Annotated in this window: 16 protein-coding genes and 1 pseudogene; 12 read left to right on the top strand and 5 right to left on the bottom strand. The window is 70.7% G+C overall.

Annotated features, from left to right (window positions below; all coding sequences use genetic code 11):
• The first annotated feature begins 387 nt into the window (after window positions 1-387).
• The 3 genes from ACZ49J_RS43655 to ACZ49J_RS43645 are packed head-to-tail and all read left to right on the top strand — an operon-like array spanning window position 388 to window position 5623.
• Entirely contained in the window at window positions 388-2211 is a 1824-nt protein-coding gene (locus ACZ49J_RS43655) for an AAA family ATPase (protein WP_467456860.1), read from the top strand.
• Window positions 2208-3488, top strand: a complete 1281-nt coding sequence (locus ACZ49J_RS43650; RefSeq protein WP_467456858.1) for an McrC family protein — start codon at window positions 2208-2210, stop codon at window positions 3486-3488. Before ACZ49J_RS43655 ends, ACZ49J_RS43650 begins: the two co-directional genes overlap by 4 nt.
• The gene (locus ACZ49J_RS43645) at window positions 3488-5623 is read left to right on the top strand and encodes a UvrD-helicase domain-containing protein (RefSeq protein WP_467456857.1); all 2136 of its coding nucleotides are present in this window, start codon (window positions 3488-3490) and stop codon (window positions 5621-5623) included. The genes ACZ49J_RS43650 and ACZ49J_RS43645 overlap by 1 nt, the downstream gene beginning before the upstream one ends.
• A 20-nt stretch (window positions 5624-5643) precedes the next feature.
• On the opposite strand, the gene ACZ49J_RS43640 is transcribed toward ACZ49J_RS43645, so the two are convergent.
• Window positions 5644-7299, bottom strand: a complete 1656-nt coding sequence (locus ACZ49J_RS43640; RefSeq protein WP_467456856.1) for an N-6 DNA methylase — start codon at window positions 7297-7299, stop codon at window positions 5644-5646.
• 517 nt (window positions 7300-7816) lie between these two features.
• Window positions 7817-8935 (bottom strand): YihY/virulence factor BrkB family protein, encoded by a 1119-nt coding sequence (locus tag ACZ49J_RS43635; protein ID WP_467456855.1) that lies wholly within the window; start codon window positions 8933-8935, stop codon window positions 7817-7819.
• A gap of 236 nt (window positions 8936-9171) precedes the next feature.
• On the opposite strand from ACZ49J_RS43635, the gene ACZ49J_RS43630 reads away from it, so the two are divergent.
• The gene (locus ACZ49J_RS43630; RefSeq protein WP_467456854.1) at window positions 9172-9948 is read left to right on the top strand and encodes a carbonic anhydrase; all 777 of its coding nucleotides are present in this window, start codon (window positions 9172-9174) and stop codon (window positions 9946-9948) included.
• A gap of 59 nt (window positions 9949-10007) precedes the next feature.
• Here ACZ49J_RS43630 and ACZ49J_RS43625 read toward each other — a convergent pair whose 3' ends face one another.
• Window positions 10008-10433: a DUF6299 family protein gene (locus tag ACZ49J_RS43625; protein WP_467456853.1), complete on the bottom strand. Its 426-nt coding sequence runs from the start codon at window positions 10431-10433 to the stop codon at window positions 10008-10010.
• A 306-nt stretch (window positions 10434-10739) separates the two neighbouring features.
• On the opposite strand from ACZ49J_RS43625, the gene ACZ49J_RS43620 reads away from it, so the two are divergent.
• The gene (locus tag ACZ49J_RS43620; protein ID WP_467456852.1) at window positions 10740-10943 is read left to right on the top strand and encodes a DUF5999 family protein; all 204 of its coding nucleotides are present in this window, start codon (window positions 10740-10742) and stop codon (window positions 10941-10943) included.
• Window positions 10944-11103: 160 nt separating this feature from the next.
• Here ACZ49J_RS43620 and ACZ49J_RS43615 read toward each other — a convergent pair whose 3' ends face one another.
• Entirely contained in the window at window positions 11104-11502 is a 399-nt protein-coding gene (locus tag ACZ49J_RS43615; protein WP_467456851.1) for a RidA family protein, read from the bottom strand.
• A complete protein-coding gene (locus ACZ49J_RS43610; protein WP_467456850.1) occupies window positions 11499-12650 on the bottom strand; it encodes an acyl-CoA dehydrogenase family protein in 1152 nt (383 codons plus the stop codon). Before ACZ49J_RS43610 ends, ACZ49J_RS43615 begins: the two co-directional genes overlap by 4 nt.
• Before the next feature lie 131 nt (window positions 12651-12781).
• Here ACZ49J_RS43610 and ACZ49J_RS43605 point away from each other — a divergent pair, with 131 nt between their 5' ends.
• The 7 genes and pseudogenes from ACZ49J_RS43605 to ACZ49J_RS43575 form a co-directional block, all read left to right on the top strand.
• Complete coding sequence (locus ACZ49J_RS43605; protein ID WP_467456849.1) at window positions 12782-14407, top strand: AMP-binding protein; 1626 nt, start codon at window positions 12782-12784, stop codon at window positions 14405-14407.
• 31 nt (window positions 14408-14438) lie between these two features.
• Complete coding sequence (locus tag ACZ49J_RS43600; protein ID WP_467456847.1) at window positions 14439-15278, top strand: PaaX family transcriptional regulator; 840 nt, start codon at window positions 14439-14441, stop codon at window positions 15276-15278.
• Window positions 15279-15367: 89 nt separating this feature from the next.
• Entirely contained in the window at window positions 15368-16267 is a 900-nt protein-coding gene (locus tag ACZ49J_RS43595; RefSeq protein ID WP_467456845.1) for a sulfotransferase family protein, read from the top strand.
• Window positions 16249-16674, top strand: coding sequence for a hypothetical protein (locus ACZ49J_RS43590; protein ID WP_467456844.1), 426 nt, complete (start codon window positions 16249-16251; stop codon window positions 16672-16674). The genes ACZ49J_RS43595 and ACZ49J_RS43590 overlap by 19 nt, the downstream gene beginning before the upstream one ends.
• The gene (locus tag ACZ49J_RS43585) at window positions 16671-17903 is read left to right on the top strand and encodes a glycosyltransferase family 4 protein (protein ID WP_467456843.1); all 1233 of its coding nucleotides are present in this window, start codon (window positions 16671-16673) and stop codon (window positions 17901-17903) included. The genes ACZ49J_RS43590 and ACZ49J_RS43585 overlap by 4 nt, the downstream gene beginning before the upstream one ends.
• Window positions 17900-18451, top strand: coding sequence for an adenylyl-sulfate kinase (gene cysC, locus ACZ49J_RS43580; RefSeq protein WP_467456842.1), 552 nt, complete (start codon window positions 17900-17902; stop codon window positions 18449-18451). Before ACZ49J_RS43585 ends, cysC begins: the two co-directional genes overlap by 4 nt.
• Window positions 18448-18578 (top strand): annotated as a pseudogene (locus tag ACZ49J_RS43575) (sulfate adenylyltransferase subunit CysD); the annotation flags it as partial. The gene cysC and the pseudogene ACZ49J_RS43575, both read left to right, overlap by 4 nt.

Raw genomic sequence — 18578 nt, 5'->3', positions numbered from 1 at the left:
GGCGAGCCCATTGCGCAGCCTTCGCTGCTGCTCGTCGCTCGTGAGCCCGAGCCGATCCGCCTCCACGGCGAAGGCCCGATGACTCACGAGGCCCGAACGAGACGCAGATCGTCTCAACCTCTCAATGACCGATGGCAACTCCGCCTCGATCGTCCGCCGTCTGGCCTCGGCCGTCGGCTCCCCACCCATAGTGCCCCCCACTTGAGCGTTCGAGCACCCGGACTTCCGGCGAAGGGTCGGCCGGGCACAACCAGAACACTAGAGGCGATACGTTTACACCGTCAACGCGTTCGCCTGAAATGTTTACACCTCCAAGGGTCGCTTGACGGCGTCAACAGGTAGGGTGGGAACGTCGGCGCAGGCCTCGCGACTCCCGGAAGGTCACCCGTGTCCCAACCCGAACTCCTCCCCGGTACACCCGAGTTCCGCATCAAGCTGCCCAAGGGCGGTGAGGCGCGCGGGCATCTCCTCGCCGAGTTCGGCGGCAACGGCACGCACAAGTTCCTCCTGCGGGAGGGTTCGTCGGTGGCCGCCGAGGCCTGGCCCGGGCTCGGTGACCATGCCCGCCGCAACCGCGCGGAGCTGCGCGCGAGCGGCGGCCTGGTCGACGCTCCCGCCGATCCCAGCTTGCCGCAGGCGGAGCCCCGTTGGATGGCAATTCGGGACATCGAGTGCAACTCCTCCTCGGCCGCCGCCGCACTTGTGTACGGCTACGACGCCTCCGGCCCCGAGTCCTGGCGCACCGAGGAGGGCCACCCGCTCGCCGACTACCTGTCCACCGGATGGCGCGCTCCGCGCAAGGCGTGGCTGGTGCGTGGTTCCAATGTCTCCGGGCGCAACCTGGTGCGACAGCTGTGGCTGACGGAGGGTTTCGTCTCTCTCGCGGCCTCGCATCTGCCGCCCCTGGAGGAGACCGACCCGACCAAGAGCGCCCTGCGCCGTTTCGTGGAGGACGGGTACGAGGGGGCGGCCTCGTACAACCAGAAGCGGGGCCTCGTCGACGAACTGCACGCCTTCCTGACGCAGATGCGCATCGGCGACACCGTCGCCACCATCGGCGACGGATGGCTGCACATCGGGCGGATCACCGGGGATGCCGTGCAGACCTCGTCGCCGGGTGGGTTGTCCAATCTGCGAAGGACCGTCGCCTGGATGCCGCAGAGCCATGCATACGAGGAGCTGCCCGAAGAGGTCCAGCAGAAGCTGTCCGTCCAGCACGACGTCGTCGACCTGACCGCTGTGCTGGACGCGCTCGACGGGCTCACGGGGCAGACGGACCCCACGACCCCGGCGGCAACCTGCGACACCGGCGAGCACCCCGTCGTGGAACGGCCGGCACAACGCGAGCTGTCGCTGCCGCCCATCACCGAGGAACTCACCGCCGATCTCCTCGTCCACGACCGCGCCTGGCTGGAAGAGATGCGCGAACTCCTCATCGATGAGCGGCAGTTGGTGCTCTACGGCCCACCCGGCACCGGCAAGACCTACCTGGCGATGAAACTCGCCGAGTACTTCGGGGGCGGTCCGGAGCAGGTCAAGATCGTGCAGTTCCATCCCTCTTACGCCTACGAGGACTTCTTCGAGGGGTTCCGGCCCATGGAGGACCCAGAGAGCAGGGAGGTGGCCTTCCGGCTGACGGCGGGCCCGCTCCGGGAGCTCGCCGATCTCGCCTCGCGCGAGGGCAACCGGCACCTCCCGCACTTCCTGATCATCGACGAGATCAACCGCGCCAATCTGGCGAAGGTCTTCGGCGAGCTGTACTTCCTCCTGGAGTACCGGACGCGGTCGGTCCGTCTCACCTACTCCGGGGACGACTTCGCGCTGCCGCCCAACCTCTTCGTGATCGGCACGATGAACACCGCCGACCGGTCGATCGCCCTCGTGGACGCGGCGATGCGCCGCCGCTTCGCGTTCGTGGAGCTGTCCCCGCGCACGGAACCGACCGCGGGCCTGCTCGCTCGCTGGCTGAAGCGTGAGGGCAGGGACGTGGAGCCCGCCCGCCTCCTCGACGCCCTCAACGCCCGTATCGACGACGCCGACTTCGCCATCGGGCCGTCGTACCTGATGAAGCCGGGCGTGTACCGCGAAGGCGGCCTCGAACGGACCTGGCGCACGAAGATCCTGCCGCTGCTGGAGGAACACCACTACGGCGAGGGCCTCGACGTCACCGCACGCTACGGCCTCGACTCGCTGCGCGAGCAGCACCTGTGACCGTGTCCGCGGCCGTGCCCGTGCCCGTGCCCGTTACCGAGGTGTCGCTTCGCGAGTACGGGCCCGCCGTCTCCGTCCCCCTGGGCGCCGAAGCCGGACAGGCCCTGGCCGCCTCGGGCATCCTCCAGAGTGCGACCCCCGATCCCCAGCGGTATGGGCACTGGCTGCTGCGGGCGGGCAGCCGGGTCGGCGCCGTGCGCATGCCTGGAGGTCCGGTCGTACGGATCACGCCCAAGACCCCGGTGAGCCGACTGTTCTTCCTCCTCGGGTTCAGCCTCGACCCGGCCCGCGCCTGGCGCGACAGCCGGGAAGGCACCATCGACACCGGCGCGTACGACGACGTCGTCCCCGCACTCGCACACGCCGTGGAGCGGCAGATCGACGGAGCACTGCGCCAGGGAGTTCTCCAGGGTTACCGGGAAGTGGAGGAGTCCGCGCTGGTCGTGCGCGGCAGGCTGCGTGAGGCCGAGCAGATCCGGCGGCACTTCGGCCGTACCCCGCCCGTGGAGATCGCCTACGACGCGTACACCGCCGACACCGCCGAGAACCGCATCCTGCGCGCCGCCGCCGAGCGGTTGCTGCGGTTGCCGGACGTTCCCGGTCCCGTCCGGCGGCGCCTCACTCACCAGCGGGTACGTCTGGCCGACGCGCTGCCGCTGATACGGGGGCAGGACCTGCCGCGTTGGCAGCCGTCACGCCTCAACTCCCGCTACCAGCCCGCGCTGCGGCTCGCCGAGGCCGTCCTGCGCGGATCCTCGCCGGAGCACCGGCCGGTGGAGGACGAACCGCTCACCATGGACGGTTTCCTGCTCGACATGAACAAGCTGTTCGAGGACTTCGTGACCGTCGCCCTGCGCGAGGCGCTCGGGGCGCACGGCCTGACCGCGCGCCTTCAGGATTCCCATCACCTCGATGTCGCGGGTCTTGTAGGCATGCGCCCCGACCTGGTCGTCCGCACCGGTGACGGCCGTACCCCGCTCGGCGTCGTCGATGCCAAGTACAAGGTCGAGAAGGCCGACGGACTCCTCAACGCCGACCTTTACCAGGCGCTCGCGTACGCCACTGTGCTCGGTCTGCGCGAGGCGCATCTGGTGTACGCGGCCGGACGACAGCCCATGCGTTTCCACGAGGTGCGAGGAACGGCGACGGGGCCGGACGGACGCGGAGTGCGGATTCACCGGCACAGCCTCGATCTCTCTCGCGAACCAGAGCACCTCCTCACAGCTTTCCGGGAGATCGCCGGACAACTGGCGTCCGGAAGAAGGGAAGAGACCTGATGCCCCGGCTCGCTTTCGCCCAGAGCTTCTGGGACGGCTACGACACCTTGGAGAAGCCGGTCCGGGCCGGAGTGCGCAAGGCCATGGCCAAGTTCCAGGCCATGAGCGCCGCCGAACTCAACGCGGACAAGGGGCTGCACCTGGAGTCCGTCCAGAACGCCCGTGACCCGCGGATGCGCACCATTCGCATCACCGACTTCTGGCGCGGGGTCGTGCTCGCCCCCGATGACGGCAGCGACATGTTCCTTCTCGTCAATGTCCTGCCGCACGATGATGCCTACGCGTGGGCGGCGAAGCGTCTGTACAGCGCGAACTCCGCGACCCGGGGCCTGGAGGTGCGCAACGCCGTCGCCCTGGACGAGCTGACACCGCTGTACGAGACGGCCGCACGCACGGCTCCCCGGCTGCTGTTCGCGGACGTCTCCGACGGCACACTGCGCGAACTCGGCATCGACGACCAAGTACTGCGCGCCGCGCGTTCACTGGTGGACAAGGCTCAACTGGAGGCTTTTGCCACTCTGCTGCCCGAGGATCAGCTGGAGGTGCTCCAGTACCTCGCCGAGGATTTCAGCCCGGAGGAGGTCTACCGGGATGTCGTGGCGGTGCGCCGTCCCGCCGACGCGCCGGCCGAACCGGTCGAGGATCTGGCCACGGTGATCACCAACACGTCCGCCCGCATCCGACTGGTCACCGGGCCGCGGGAGTTGGAGGAGATGCTGGCGAAGCCGTTCGCGGCCTGGCGCGTCTTCCTGCACCCCTCCCAGCGGCGCGTCGCCTACCGCACCTCGTACGGCGGTCCCGTCCAGGTCACCGGCGGACCCGGCACGGGCAAGACCGTGGCTGCCCTGCACCGGGTCAAGCATCTGCTCGGCCGCTCCGAGGACGGCCGCATCCTGCTCACCACGTACACGAACGCGCTCGCCGCCGGGCTGCGCGAGATGCTCGGCCTGCTCCTCGACGAGGACGAGAAGCTGCTGGCGCGGATCGACGTGACGACGGTCGACGCCTGTGCGAACGGCGTCGTGCGCGCGCACTCGGCGGCCATGCTCAAACCGATCGGGGACCGTGAGCAGAGGCAGCTGTGGGAGAAGGCGATCAAGCAGCTCGATCTGCCGTTCACCGCCCAGTTCCTGGCCCAGGAGTACCGGCACGTCGTTCTCGGCCAGAACCTCCGCGATCTCGACGCCTACCTCGGCGCGAGCCGCCGCGGCCGCGGCACTGGTCTCGGTCCCGCGCGCCGGCGGGAGGTGTGGAGCGGTGTGGAGCGGTTCCAACAGTTGCTGCGCGACCGCGGCGAGACCACGCACCTGCGCATCTGCGCCCGCGCGGCGGAGCTCCTGGCCGACGCGCCGGCTCCGTACGCCCATGTCGTCGTCGACGAGGCACAGGACCTGCATCCCGCGCAGTGGCGGGTGCTGCGCGCCGCCGTCTCCCCAGGTCCCGACGACCTGTTCGTCACCGGTGACCCGCATCAGCGGATCTACGACTCCCGGGTGTCGCTGAGTTCGTTGGGCATCGCCACGGTCGGCCGCAGTTTCCGGTTGCGCGTCAACTACCGCTCCACGGAGGAGATCCTCGCCTGGTCCGCCCACCTCCTCGCGCCCGTCACCGTCGAGGCGCTGGAGGGCGAGGGGACGGACTCGCTGGCCGGCTACCGCTCCCTGCTCCACGGCAGCCGCCCTCGGGTGCGGGGATACGCAACCCGGCAGGAGGAGACGGAGGCGCTGGTTGAGCGGGTCCGAAGCCTGCTCGCCGAGGGCTTCGCGCCGCACGAGATCGGTGTGTGCGCACGCTTCAACCTCGCCCTGGACACGGCCGAGGAGAAACTGAAGGCCGCCGGCGTCCCGGTGCTACGGGTCAAAGGGCAGGTCGCGCAGGGATCCGAAGGAGTGCGGCTGGCGACGATGCACGCGATGAAGGGGCTGGAGTTCCGGGCGGTGTCCGTGCTCGGTGTAGCCGAGGGCACCGTCCCGTTCGCCCGTGAGATCACCCCGCGTGAGGCGGACCCGCTCCAGCACGATGCCGACCTGCTCCGTGAGCGCTGCCTGCTCTTCGTCGCCTGCACGCGCGCTCGCGAAACCCTGAGTGTCACGTGGAGCGGGACCGCGAGCCCCTTCCTTCCGCCCGTCGTCTGATCGGCCGCCCCACTCGGTCCTCATCCTTCCGGTGCGAGGGCGCCCGTCGCGAGTCCGTCACGGGCGACCTCGGCGAGCTGCCGGCTCAGCTCGTCGACCGTGCGCATGCCCTCCTCGAACTCCGACAGGGCTCGGAAGGCGGAGCCGTACCGACGCTGCTCTTCGATGCCCATACGGGGGATGCGTGAACCCCTGCCGTCGAAGCGGTAGGTCCCGCTCGCGCTCGTGGATCTGCGGGTGTTGGCGGAGCTGCGCAGGAACCCCTGCAGGTAGTCCGTGTCGAGCTGCTCGCTGGCCGAGACGGGCTCCGGACCGTCGTACTCCACGAGCCCGGCGCGGGCGAGATCCGCGACGCTGGTGGTGGCACCGTCCAGCGAGCCCGGCCCGCCGCCCGTCGCCAGCTCGGGCAGAAGGGCGGCGAGTCGACGGATCCGGTCCTCCAGTTCCTTGCGCAGAGCGGCGTACTCGCCGGGAAAGTCGCGGTGCCGGGAACGGAGATGGCTCCCGGGTGTGAGGTCGACGGTGTCGTCGAGGAGTTCGATCAGCGGTACGTCGGCGACCTGGTCGGGGCGTGGTTCCAGGTCCCCGTCGGGGCTGTTGTCCGTCAGGTCGACCATACGCACGGTGTGCTGCGTGTCCGTCCCTCCCGGCCTCTCGGGGCGCTGCAGAGACCACAGATGGACAGGCAGGGCGTGCGAGGTCGCCATGCCCGGTGGCAGGGCGACCACTTGGCGCACGATGCCCCGGCGTACGAGTTCCGATCGGATACGGCGACCTGCCTTGCGGTAAGCGACCGAAGCCGGCATGACCATGAGGACCTGGCCGCCTGGCACAGTGTGGGCGTAGGCGTGCTGGAGCCACGCGAGCTCACCTTCGGCCTTCGACGGGGTGCCGAGGTCCCAGCGGGAGTCGAGCAGCAGTTCCTCCCGCCCCCACTCGGTCACGCCGGCCGGAGGGTCGCAGACGACCAAATCCGCCTTGAGGTCCTGCCATTCATCCGAGCGCAGGGAATCACCCGTCACGATACGCACGCCCGATCGGCCCAGAAGATCGGCTCGGAGCTGCGCGAAACGGGCGCTGTCGGTATCCAGCTCCTGGCCGCGGCAGAGAATCCCGGCTTCGGAAGCGACGGACAGGAGCAGCACCCCGATTCCACAGGCCGGATCGAAGACCGTGGCGTCGGACGGCAGCTCGGGAGCGAAGTGGCACACGGCACGCACCACACGCTCGGGGGTCACCTGATCGGACCCGGCGCGCCGAGCGGAGTCCATGAACCGTTCGGTCAGCCCGTTCACGAGGTCGACGGGCGATCCGGTTCGGGCGAGCTCCCGCACCCGGGCGGCAACGTCGTCCGGCAGCCCCGGTCCGGTCTGGTCGGCCAGCGTCGCGGCGACCTGTGCCAGGCCCGCGACCATCTGCTCCCCGTAGGCGGCCCGCATGGCCTGCCACAACTCGACCTCGGGTGACACCTCCTGGCCCTTGCGTTGCCTGTCCAGCCACTCCTGGACCTCCGCGAGTGCGTAGAGCGGACTGTTCGCGGCACCTCCCGCCGGCGCGGGGAAGTCGTCGTAGCGCCGGCGCCAGTTGGAGACAGCGGCCCGAGTGACTCCGGCCAGCCGGGCGATCTCGGCGCCGGTGACCAGTGGGCCGACCGATGGAGCGGCGTTGTCCGTCATAGCCTCAGCGTACACGGATCGCCACCTCGCCTCCAGAGTTACATCTGTTGGCGACGTACACGAATCGATGCCGCTCTCACTCGTGTACTTCTTTCTCTCCTGGTCGGCACACGCAGAGCGCGTCCCAGCCGCAGCTGTCCACGGAGCACCTCATGACATCGAACACCGCAGCACGCACCGTTTACCCGCCGTCCGGCGCCGCTCCCACCACGGAAGCCACGCCGTACGCCCTTGACCTCGAACTTCTGGACAGACTCGGCGCCGATCCGCATTGCCGCGGAGCTGTATCGAGGTCCCGCGCGGCAGGCGCGCACCGACATCTCCTTGGCTCCAGGCGGCACCCGCGTCCCACTGCTGGGCATACGTGACCACTCGCGCATCGTGCGCAGCCTGGCGGATGCCTCGACGACCTGCCGCTCACCCTCGGGCCCGCCTCGCACAGCCTGGGCAACGCCTCAAGGCGCTGCGCGAGCGAACCGTGACGCTTGCCCGGGACCGCCGGGCGTGAGGTCGGCGGCTACTCCATGCGCCGCTCGTCCTCCTCGCTCCAGGCCCGGGTGTCGCGGGGCGTGACGTACGGCTCCTCGTCCTCCGGCAGGCCGCCCTCGACGGCGCGCCGGCGGGACAGCTCCGCGTCGAACTCCAGGCCGAGGAGGATCGCGATGTTGCTGATCCACAGCCACACCAGGAAGATGATCACGCCGGCCAGGGTCCCGTAGGTCTTGTTGTAGGAGCCGAAGTTCGCCACGTACAGCGCGAACCCCGCCGAGGCGATCATCCAGATCACCAGGGCGAGGACACTGCCCGGGGTGATCCACTTGAAGCCGCGGCCCTTCACGTTGGGCGCCGCCCAGTACAGGAGCGCGATCATGGTGGTGACCAGGAGGACCAGCACCGGCCATTTCGCGTAGGACCACACCGTCAGTGCCGTGTCCCCGACCCCCAGTGCCGTTCCGACCTCCCGGGCCAGAGCGCCGGTGAACACCACGATCAGCGCGCTGATCACCGCCAGTACCAGCAGCACCACCGTCACTCCCACCCGCACCGGCAGCACCTTCCACACCGGGCGGCCCTCGGGAATGTCGTACACGGCGTTGGCGCTGCGGATGAAGGCCGCGACATAGCCGGAGGCCGCCCACACCGCCAGGACGAGGCCCACCACGGCCATGAGCGAGCCGATGCCCCCACGGCCCTGCAACTGCTCCACCGCGTTGGTGAGGACGTCCCGTGCCGCCCCCGGGGTCAGCTTCTGCAGGTTGTCCAGTACCTCCTCGGTCGCCGACCGCCCGGCGACACCCAGGATCGACACCAGCACCAGCAGGGCCGGGAACAGCGAGAGCACACCGTAGTACGTCAGCGCCGCCGCCCGGTCGGTGAGCTCGTCGTCCATGAACTCCCGCACCGTGCCCTTCAGCACGGCCCGCCAGGAGCGCTTGGACAACTGGGCCGGCCCGTCCGGAGCCCGCCGCTCCACTTCCTCCCCCGGCCCGGGAACCCGATCCCGCCCGGGCTGCTCCGACGGCGCGTCCCTCCGGTTCTCGGACGTCGACTTCTCAGCCGGCCTGTTCTCGGGCCGCTCCTGCTCGGGCTGCTTCTTCCCGGACCGTGATCTCTCAGACTTCGATGTCCGCACCATAAGTCCGGAGTACCCCATATAGACGGATCATGCGGAGCCCGCGTTCCGGGAACGCGGGCGCGTGTTTGCGCAACCCCGACGAAAGGCCCGGCCACGGCCCCACGGCAATGGTCTGTTCCGGTCGACGGCAAGGGCCGGTCATGGGCCGGAATGCGCTTGTCCAAGATTGGTTCAACGCCCGCCAAGATTCAGCAACGGAAACGGGTGGCGCCGGATCCGGACGTACGTTCCTCACCGTGAATTCTGAGCCTGCTCCCCCCAGAGCCGTCGGCTTCGCGCCGACCACCCCCGCCGCCGCGACCCCAACCAGGACCGCGCGGCGATCCCTCCTCAGGGCCGCCCTGACCGGTACCGCCGTCCTCGGCACCGCTCTCGCCGCCGGCCCCTCCGCCGCTGCCGCACCTCCCGCCGGCAGCACCCGTGCCCGCCCGACCACCGCACCGGAGGCCCTGCGCGAACTGGCGGCGGGCAACCTGCGCTGGCGCACCTACCGCGAGCGGCACCCCGACGAGACGCCCTTCGTGCGGCAGACCCTGGTGTCGGGTCAGCACCCCTTCGCCCTCGTGCTCGGCTGCATCGACTCCCGCGTACCGCCGGAACTCGTTTTCGACCAGGGCCTCGGCGATCTGATGACCGTGCGCTCGGCGGGCGAGGTGCTCGACGAGGCCGTGCTCGGCAGCGTCGCCTACGGTGCGCTCGAACTGGACATCCCCCTGATCCTGGTGCTCGGCCACCAGTCGTGCGGCGCGGTGAAGGCCGCGGTCCAGGCGGACCAGACCGGCGAGGAACTGCCCGCCCACATCCAGTACCTGGCCGACCAGATCAAGCCCGCCATCGACCACAGCAAGGAGGGCGACGCGCGCGTGGACGCGACCATCGACGCCAACGTCGGGCTCGTACGGTCCCGGCTCGCGGCCGAGCCCGATCTCGCCGCCAAGGTGGACGCGGGCGAACTGCTCATAGTCGGCGCCCGCTACGACCTGACCACCCAGCGGGTCCACCGGGTCGGCTGACCCCGGGCGGTGGCCCCGCCCTCCGGCATCCGGCCAGGGGGCGGGGCCACGCCGCGGTGTCAGCGGGCGACCAGCGTGATCTCCCGCTCCCGCGTGCCGTGGGAGTGCGGCGCCACCACCCGGCCGGGGTCCGGGCGCAGCTCCATCAGGGTGGCCTGCACGAGGGCGGAGCCGGGCCGGTACCCGTCGGACCCGGCCCTGCCCGTGTTCTCCCACGGGTGCCGGGCACCGTCGCATACGGCGCGCGTGCCGCCCACGGACCGCCGGTCGCCGTCCTGCTCGATCGAGGACGCCAGGTAGACGGGCCCGCTGCTGGCGACGCAGCGGTAGGTGCCGGACAGGGTGATCGTGCCGTCGTCGGACACCTGGCCGGTGGCGGCGATCGTCACGGTCTCGTGCGGCTCGGGTGCGGCCTGTGCCGAGGGAGCGCTGAGGACCAGCAGCGCGGAGCCCATGGCCGCACCGAGGACCTGGAAGTAGGACATCGGATTACCTCCTTGTACGGGTACTTCAGAGGTAGCTGCCGGGCACGCGCCCGCCCGTCTTCGTCACCCCCTGGGCGGCGAGCCGACTCGCCCGTCTTCAGCACCCGGCCGTTTCCGGGGTGCCGGCCGTCCCCGGTGTGTCAGCGTCGTGTCACAGGACGTCCGGGTGGTGTCACGCTTCCTCGACATCGCTTGGCGACGCGTCCCGGCGCGCGCATGGTCGGTAGTACAGCACCAGGGCGGGGCGGTGACCCGCCGCCCGCCGCAGAGCCATCCGATGTGAAGCATCCGATGTGGAGGCGCGCCATGTGTTCCCACCAGCTCCAGTGCCCCTCGGCCGACCGCCCCGGGAGCGACGCCGCCCACGTCGTCGCGTTCCACCCCGAGCAGGGCTGGAACCTGCTGTGCGACGGGACGATCGTCTTCGACGACACCGGTGAGATCCTGCCCGACGGCAGCGTGGTCGCGCCGGTGCGGGTGCCGGTGACGGAGCTGACGACCGCCGCGTGAGCGCTCCGCCGGGTTCCTTGGAAGGTACGGGCAGCAGGGATGGTGCGGGTCGTTCGTGGTTTGTCGCGCCCACGCGGCGGAGCCGCGTATCGACACAGCCCCGCGCCCATTGGGGCGCGGTACCGCACCGGAGTCCGGTAGGCGCCCGGGACGACATGTTCTACGGCAGCACCGCGAGGCCGTCCAGTTCCACCAGCGCCCGCTCGTCCCACAGCCGTACGGCTCCGACGACCGCCATCGCGGGATAGTCGCGGCCCGCCAGCCTCCGCCAGATACGGCCCAGCCGAGCGGCGTGGGCCCGGTAGTCGGCCACGTCGGTGGCGTAGACCGTGACGCGGGCGAGGTCGGCCGGAGTGCCGCCGGCGGCCTTCAGGGCCGTCAGCAGATTGGTGAGCGCGCGCTCGAACTGCTCGGGGAGTGTGTCGCCGACGACCTCGCCGCCGGTGTCCAGCGCGGTCTGGCCCGCGAGGAAGACCACGCGGGAACCCGTGGCGACGACCGCGTGGGAGAAGCCCGTGGGCGGGGACAGCTCGGGCGGGTTGACGCGCTCGGCGCTCATGAGGCGCGCACCTCCTTCGCCGGCCCCTCGGCGGCTCCCTTCGCCAACTCCTTCGCGATGATGTCCCGTTGGACCTCGCTCGCCCCCTCGTACACCCGGGGTGCCCGTACCTCACGGTAGAGGTGTTCCAGGAGGTGGCCGCGGCGCAGGGCGCGGGCGCCGTGGAGTTGGACCGCCGCGTCGACGACGTACTGGGCGGTCTCGGTGGCGAGCAGTTTGGCCATGGCCGAACGCCGGGGGACGTCCGGGGCCCCTTCGTCGTAGGCCGTCGCCGCCGCGTAGACCATGAGACGGGCCGCCTCCGTCCGCACGGCCATCTCGGCGATCTGGTGGGCCACGGTCTGGAGGTCCCTCAACTTGCCTCCGAAGGCGTCGCGTTCGGCCGTGTGCGCGAGCGTGGCGTCCAGGGCCGCCTGGGCCATGCCGACCGCGAAGGCGCCCACGCTCGGCCGGAAGAGGTTCAGGGTGTTCATGGCGACGCGGAACCCGCGGTCGGGCTCGCCGAGGACGTCGTCCGCCGTGACCGGTACGGCGTCGAAGGCGAGGGCTCCGACGGGGTGCGGGGAGAGCATGTCGAGGGCGGTGCCGGTGAGGCCGGGGCGGCCGGCGGGGACGAGGAAGGCGGTGACGCCCCGGGCGCCCGCCTCCGGTGTCGTACGGGCGAAGACGGTGGAGAAGTCGGCCTCGGGGGCGTTGGAGATCCAGCACTTCTCGCCCGTGAGCCGCCAGCCGCCCGGGCCGTCCGGGTCCGCCCGCAGGGCCAGCGCCGCCGCGTCCGAGCCCGCCCCCGGCTCGCTCAGCGCGAAGGCCCCCACCGCGGTACCGGCGGTCACCTCGGGCAGCCAGCGCTCCCGCTGGGCGGCGGTGCCGTACGCGTGCACCGGATGGGCGCCCAGACCCTGCAGGGCGAGCGCGGTCTCGGCCTCCGTGCAGGCGTAGGCGAGGGACTCCCGCATCAGGCACAGGTCGAGCGCGCCGGAGGTGAACAGCCGCTCCAGCAGCCCGAGTCGGGCGAGCTCCGCGAGGAGCGGGCGGTTGACGCGGCCCGGCTCGCCCTTCTCCGCGAGGGGCCGCAGCCGCTCCTCCGCCAGGGAGCGCAGTTCGTCGCACCGGGCGAGTTGTGCGGGTTCGAGCGAAAACGCGGCCATCGCCGGTCCTCTCGGCTGACAGGTCACCTGCTGGGCGGGTCCTCATCGACGGTATCGCGGACCGTTGACTGCCGTCACCAACACGATACGCTCCTGATGCGAGCCCACCACGACAAAGGGGGCGAACCGCCATGGAGACCAAGGACCCCGGCCAGGGCGTACAGCCGACGGTCTCGGCCCACGCGGACACCTTCACCCGCGACCATCTCCCACCTCCCGGCGAGTGGCCCGAGATGGTCTTCGACCTGCCCGAGCTGCGCTACCCGGCCCGTCTCAACTGCGCCGCCGAACTCCTCGGCACCGCCCACCCCGCCCGTCCCGTATTCCACACCCCCTCGGGGACCACCTGGACGTACGGCGAACTGCGCGCCCGCGTCGACCGCGTCGCGCACATCCTGACCGGCACCCTCGGCGTCGTCCCCGGCAACCGGGTCCTCCTGCGCGGCCCGACCACGCCGTGGCTGGCGGCCTGCTGGCTGGCGGTGCTCAAGGCGGGCGCGGTCGCCGTGACCGTGCTGGCGCAGGCGCGGCCCCACGAGCTCGCGACCATGTGCCGGATCGCCCGGGTGAACCACGCGCTGTGCGACGTGCGGTCGGTGGACGATCTCGCGAAGGCCGAGGTGCCCGGGCTGCGGATCACGGCGTACGGCGGTGAGGCGCCCGACGACCTGCTGTGCCTGCCCGCGCCCGACGAGCCGTTCGAGGCCGTCGGCACGGCCGCCGACGATGTGGCGCTGATCGCGTTCACGTCGGGCACGACCGGGCGTCCGAAGGGGTGCCTGCACTTCCACCGCGACGTGCTGGCGACAGCGGACACCTTCTCGAAGCATGTGCTGAAGCCGCACCAGGACGATGTCTTCGCGGGCAGTCCGCCCCTCGGTTTCACCTTCGGGCTCGGCGGTCTCGTCGTCTTCCCGATGCGGGTGGGCGCCAGTGCCTTACTGCTCGAACAGGCGGGGCCCCGGCAGTTACCGGCCGCGATCGCCGAGCACCGGGTGTCGGTGCTGTTCACCGCGCCGACGGCGTACCGGGCGATGCTGGGCGAGCTCGACGGACACGACCTGTCCTCGCTCAGACGCTGCGTCTCGGCCGGAGAGAACCTGCCCGCGGCCACCTGGCACGCGTGGCACGAGCGCACCGGGCTGCGGATCATCAACGGCATCGGCGCCACCGAGCTGCTGCACATCTTCATCTCGGCGGCCGACGAGCACATCAGGCCCGGCACGACCGGCGTCCCCGTACCGGGGTGGCACGCGCGCGTGCAGGACGAGAACGGCTGCCCCGTGCCCGACGGCGAGCCAGGGCTGCTGGCGGTGCGCGGGCCGGTGGGCTGCCGGTACCTCGCCGACGAGCGGCAGCGGGAGTACGTGCGGGGCGGCTGGAACCTCACCGGCGACACGTACGTCCGCGAGCCCGACGGCTACTTCCGTTATGTCGCGCGCGCGGACGACATGATCATCTCGGCCGGGTACAACATCGCGGGGCCCGAGGTCGAGGACGCCCTGCTGCGGCACCCGGACGTGGTCGAGGCGGCGGTGATCGGACGGCCCGACGAGGCGCGGGGCCAGGCCGTCGTGGCGTACGCGGTGCTGAGGCCCGGCACGGCGCGGGACGCCGAGGCGCTGCGCGCGTTCCTCAGGACCGAGGTGGCACCCTACAAGTGTCCGCGTGAGATCGTCTTCCTGGACGCGCTGCCGCGGACCGCGACCGGCAAGGTACAGCGGTTCCGGCTGCGCGCCGGCGACGACCAGCGGTAACGGCCGACAGCAGTGACGTCGGAGATCTAAAATGATCAACGTGTCCGAGCAGCACGCCCCCCGTTCCCTCATCGTGACCTTCTACGGAGCGTACGGCCGCTCCGTGCCCGGTCCGGTGCCCGTGTCCGAACTGATCCGGCTCCTCGCGGCGGTCGGCGTCGACGCGCCCTCCGTGCGGTCGTCCGTGTCCCGGCTGAAGCGGCGCGGGCTGCTCGAACCGGCCCGGACGGCGACCGGAGCGGCCGGGTACGCGCTGTCGCCTCAGGCACGGCAGCTGCTCGACGACGGCGACCGGCGCGTGTACGCCACCGAGCCGCCCGCCGAGGACGAGGGCTGGGTGCTGGCCGTGTTCTCCGTGCCGGAGTCGGAGCGGCAGAAACGGCACGTACTGCGCTCCCGGCTGTCCGGGCTCGGCTTCGGCACCGCCGCCCCCGGGGTGTGGATCGCGCCGGCCCGCCTGTACGAGGAGACCCGGCACAGCCTTCAGCGGCTGCGGCTCGACCCGTACGTCGACCTGTTCCGGGGCGCGCACCTTGGCTTCGCGCCGACGGCCGAGTCCGTGGCCCGCTGGTGGGACCTGGCCGCGATCGCCAAGGAGCACGAGGCCTTCCTCGACCGCCACGCGCGCGTGCTGCGCGACTGGGAGGGCCGGGAGGACACGCCCGCCCAGGAGGCGTACCGCGACTACCTGCTGGCGCTCGACTCGTGGCGCCACCTGCCGTACACGGACCCCGGGCTGCCGGCCGCACTGCTTCCCTCCGACTGGCCGGGGGCGCGCTCGGCGGCCGTCTTCCGGGCGCTGCACGAAAGGCTGAGGAACGCGGGAGCGGTCTTCGCCGGAGTGGATCAGACACTCGGAGTGACCCGGTAAACATCCGCCAGGTTACGATTTGGTTGACTCAGGGAACCCTTAAACTTCTCCTTACGTCTTCTCAGAATTCTTACCTAGCATCGGGACGCATGAGTCTGATGCGCAATCTGAACCGGGCGCTCACCGCCACCACCGGCCTCCAGGTCCGCAAGGCCACCCCGGCCACGTCCGACCGGCCGAAGAAGGCCGCGACTCCGCAGCCGGCCCCCAAGAAGCCCACGGCGGTGTACCGGCGCCCGGGACCGGAGGACCTCGCTACGGACCGGTTGCTGCGGCAGCCGGTCTTCATCATGTCCCCGGTGCGCTCCGGCTCCACGCTGCTGCGGATGCTGCTGAACGCGCACTCGCGGCTGCACTCCCCGCACGAGCTGCACATACGCCGGCTCGAGGTCGGCTACGGCAGCAAGCTGTCGCAGAAGGCCATGAGCGCCCTCGACCTGGAGCGCGGCGACCTGGAGCACCTGCTGTGGGACCGGGTCATGCACCGCGAGCTGGTGAAGTCGGGCAAGGACTTCATCGTCGAGAAGACCCCGAGCAACGCCTTCGTCTACCAGCGCATCAAGGACTGCTGGCCCGACGCCCGCTTCGTCTTCCTGCTGCGCCACCCCGTCTCCATCGCCCAGTCCTGGCACGAGGGCGACCCCGACAAGCGCACGTACGACGAGGCCGCGGCCGACGCGCTGCGCTACATGAAGGCCGTCGAGCGGGCCCGCGAGGGCATCACCGGCGGGCACACCGTTCGCTACGAGGACATCACCGCCGACCCCGAGAAGGAGATGCGGCGGCTGTGCCTGTTCCTCGACGTCGACTTCGAGCCGTCCATGCTGGACTACGGCAGGAAGGACAACACCCAGGTCGTCAAGGGCCTCGGTGACTGGCGTGACAAGATCAGGACCGGCACGGTCCAGGCCGGCCGCGCGCTGCCCGCCGCGGACGAGATCCCGGAGATACTCCGGCCCATGTGCACGGCATGGGGTTACAGCGAGTGAAGCCGCACGCCGAGATAGCAGAGGTCTGGCCGCGCGACGGACGTATCAGGCTCGTCGGACACCTCCACGGGCACTCCGGGGAAGGCGCATGGAAGCTGCTCCTCACCCGCCGTTCGCGCGCCGAGCAGCGTCTGAGCTACGACGCCCAGGTCAAGGGCAGCCGCTTCGAGGGTGAACTGCCCATCGCCGACCTCGCCGCGGCCGACCACGCGGCCGTCGAGGAGTGGGACATCCACCTCAGCGACGGCGAGGTGGAACTGCGCGCCGGACGCCGCCTCGACGACATCCGCGGCAAGAAGAAGATCTTCGTCTACCCGGAGCAGCACACCGGGAACATCAGCGTGCGCCCCTACTACACGATCAAGGACAACCTGTCCCTGGAGTGCCGTACGGGAGGCGCCGCATGAGCGACCGCCGTCCCCTCCCCAGAGTCCGCTATCTCCTGCTGCACGCCTACGGCCGCGGCGGAACCATCCGTACGGTGATGAACCAGGCCAACTCCCTCGTGGCCGCCGGCTGGGACGTCGAGATCGTGAGCGCGGTGCGCCGCCGGGACGACATCCAGTTCCCCCTCGACCCGCGCGTCACCGTCTCCACGATCGTCGACCAGCGCGAGAGCGCGTACAGCCCGCCCTCCGGCCTCGTGGGCCGCTGGCGCGACCGCCGCCGCGGCAAGCTCCTCGACACACCTCCGCAATACATCCCGGCAGGCGAGTTCGGCTACCGCTACTTCAACCGGTACATCGAGGACCGACTCATCGCCTACATGGGCGCGTTGACCGACGGCATCCTCGTCACCACCCGCCCCGCCCTGAACTTCCTGGCCGCCGGGCACGCCACGAACGGCGTGATCCGCGTCGCGCAGGAGCACATGAACCACGGCACCCACAAGCGGGACGTGCAGCAGCGCATCCGGGAGACGTATCCCCGTTTCGACGCGGTCGCGGTGCTCACCGAGCGGGACCGCGAGGAGTACGAGGACCTGCTGCCCGGCACCAGGATCGTGCGCATCCCCAACGCCGTGCACTCGCTGGACCAGTTGCCCGCCGACCCGCGGTCGAAGATCGCGGTGGCGGCCGGGAGGCTCTTCCCGCAGAAGGGCTTCGACATGCTGATCCCGGCCTGGGCGAAGCTTGTGGAAACTTTCCCCGACTGGCAGTTGAGGATCTACGGAAGCGGCGAGAAGAAAGCGGAACTTCGGGCTCAGATCGAGGAGCACCATCTCTACAATCACGTGTTCCTGATGGGTCACACCGACCGCCTGGACGACGAACTGGCCAAGGCCTCGTTCTACGTGCTGAGTTCACGCTTCGAGGGACTGCCGATGGTGATGATCGAGGCCATGAGCCACGCGCTGCCCGTGGTGAGCTTCGACTGTCCGACCGGCCCCGCGGATGTCCTCACGCACGGAGTCGACGGCCTGCTGGTGCCGCCGGAGGACCCGGACGCGCTCGCCGACGCGATGGCCAGGCTGATGGCCGACGACAAGCTGCGCGCGGACATGGGTGTCGCCGCGGTACTGACGGCCGCCTCGTACGGACCGGACGCCGTGCACCCGCGCTGGGAAGCCCTCTTCACCGACCTCCACGGACAACGGCACCCGACCGCCGGCACCGCGAAAGGACAGCACGCATGACCACCACCCCCAGGGCTCAGGGAGCCACCGTCTGGCTCACCGGACTGCCGAGCGCGGGCAAGACCACCATCGCCCGCGTCCTCGCCGGGCGCCTGCGGTCTCAGGGGCACCGCGTGGAGGTCCTCGACGGTGACGAGATCCGCCGCTTCCTCTCCGCCGGCCTCGGCTTCTCCCGCGAGGACCGCCACATCAACGTGCAGCGCGTCGGCCTGGTCGCCGAGGTGCTCGCCCGCAACGGTGTCCTCGCCGTCGTCCCCGTCATCGCCCCGTACGCCGACAGCCGCGAGGCCGTGCGCAAGCGCCACGACGCGAGCGGGACGCCGTACATCGAGGTGCACGTCGCCACCCCCGTGGAGGTGTGCAGCGAGCGGGACGTGAAGGGGCTGTACGCGCGGCAGGCCGCGGGCATGCTGAAGGGCCTGACCGGCGTGGACGACCCGTACGAGGCCCCGGTCGACCCGGCGCTCGTCCTTCACACGCAGCACCAGACGCCCGAGGAGTCGGCGGACGCGGTGCACGCGGTGCTTGCGGCGAGGGGGCTGGTATGACGGCTGAGCTCACGGCACGGTCCTTCGCTCTCTCGCACCTGGACGCGCTGGAGTCCGAGGCGGTGCACATCTTCCGCGAGGTGGCGGGCGAGTTCGAGCGGCCGGTGATCCTTTTCTCCGGCGGCAA

The organism is Streptomyces sp. NPDC030840 (genome assembly GCF_055572015.1).
This window is presented reverse-complemented; position numbering and strand designations above follow the sequence as displayed.

Excerpts from the sequence above, each read along its gene's own strand:
- ACZ49J_RS43645 (WP_467456857.1), top strand. The coding sequence starts at position 3,488 with ATGCCCCGGCTCGCTTTCGCCCAGAGCTTCTGGGACGGCTACGACACC.
- ACZ49J_RS43640 (WP_467456856.1), bottom strand. The coding sequence starts at position 7,299 with ATGACGGACAACGCCGCTCCATCGGTCGGCCCACTGGTCACCGGCGCC.
- ACZ49J_RS43635 (WP_467456855.1), bottom strand. The coding sequence starts at position 8,935 with ATGGTGCGGACATCGAAGTCTGAGAGATCACGGTCCGGGAAGAAGCAG.
- ACZ49J_RS43625 (WP_467456853.1), bottom strand. The coding sequence starts at position 10,433 with ATGTCCTACTTCCAGGTCCTCGGTGCGGCCATGGGCTCCGCGCTGCTG.
- ACZ49J_RS43620 (WP_467456852.1), top strand. The coding sequence starts at position 10,740 with ATGTGTTCCCACCAGCTCCAGTGCCCCTCGGCCGACCGCCCCGGGAGC.
- ACZ49J_RS43615 (WP_467456851.1), bottom strand. The coding sequence starts at position 11,502 with ATGAGCGCCGAGCGCGTCAACCCGCCCGAGCTGTCCCCGCCCACGGGC.
- ACZ49J_RS43610 (WP_467456850.1), bottom strand. The coding sequence starts at position 12,650 with ATGGCCGCGTTTTCGCTCGAACCCGCACAACTCGCCCGGTGCGACGAA.
- ACZ49J_RS43605 (WP_467456849.1), top strand. The coding sequence starts at position 12,782 with ATGGAGACCAAGGACCCCGGCCAGGGCGTACAGCCGACGGTCTCGGCC.
- ACZ49J_RS43600 (WP_467456847.1), top strand. The coding sequence starts at position 14,439 with ATGATCAACGTGTCCGAGCAGCACGCCCCCCGTTCCCTCATCGTGACC.
- ACZ49J_RS43595 (WP_467456845.1), top strand. The coding sequence starts at position 15,368 with ATGAGTCTGATGCGCAATCTGAACCGGGCGCTCACCGCCACCACCGGC.
- ACZ49J_RS43590 (WP_467456844.1), top strand. The coding sequence starts at position 16,249 with ATGGGGTTACAGCGAGTGAAGCCGCACGCCGAGATAGCAGAGGTCTGG.
- ACZ49J_RS43585 (WP_467456843.1), top strand. The coding sequence starts at position 16,671 with ATGAGCGACCGCCGTCCCCTCCCCAGAGTCCGCTATCTCCTGCTGCAC.
- cysC (WP_467456842.1), top strand. The coding sequence starts at position 17,900 with ATGACCACCACCCCCAGGGCTCAGGGAGCCACCGTCTGGCTCACCGGA.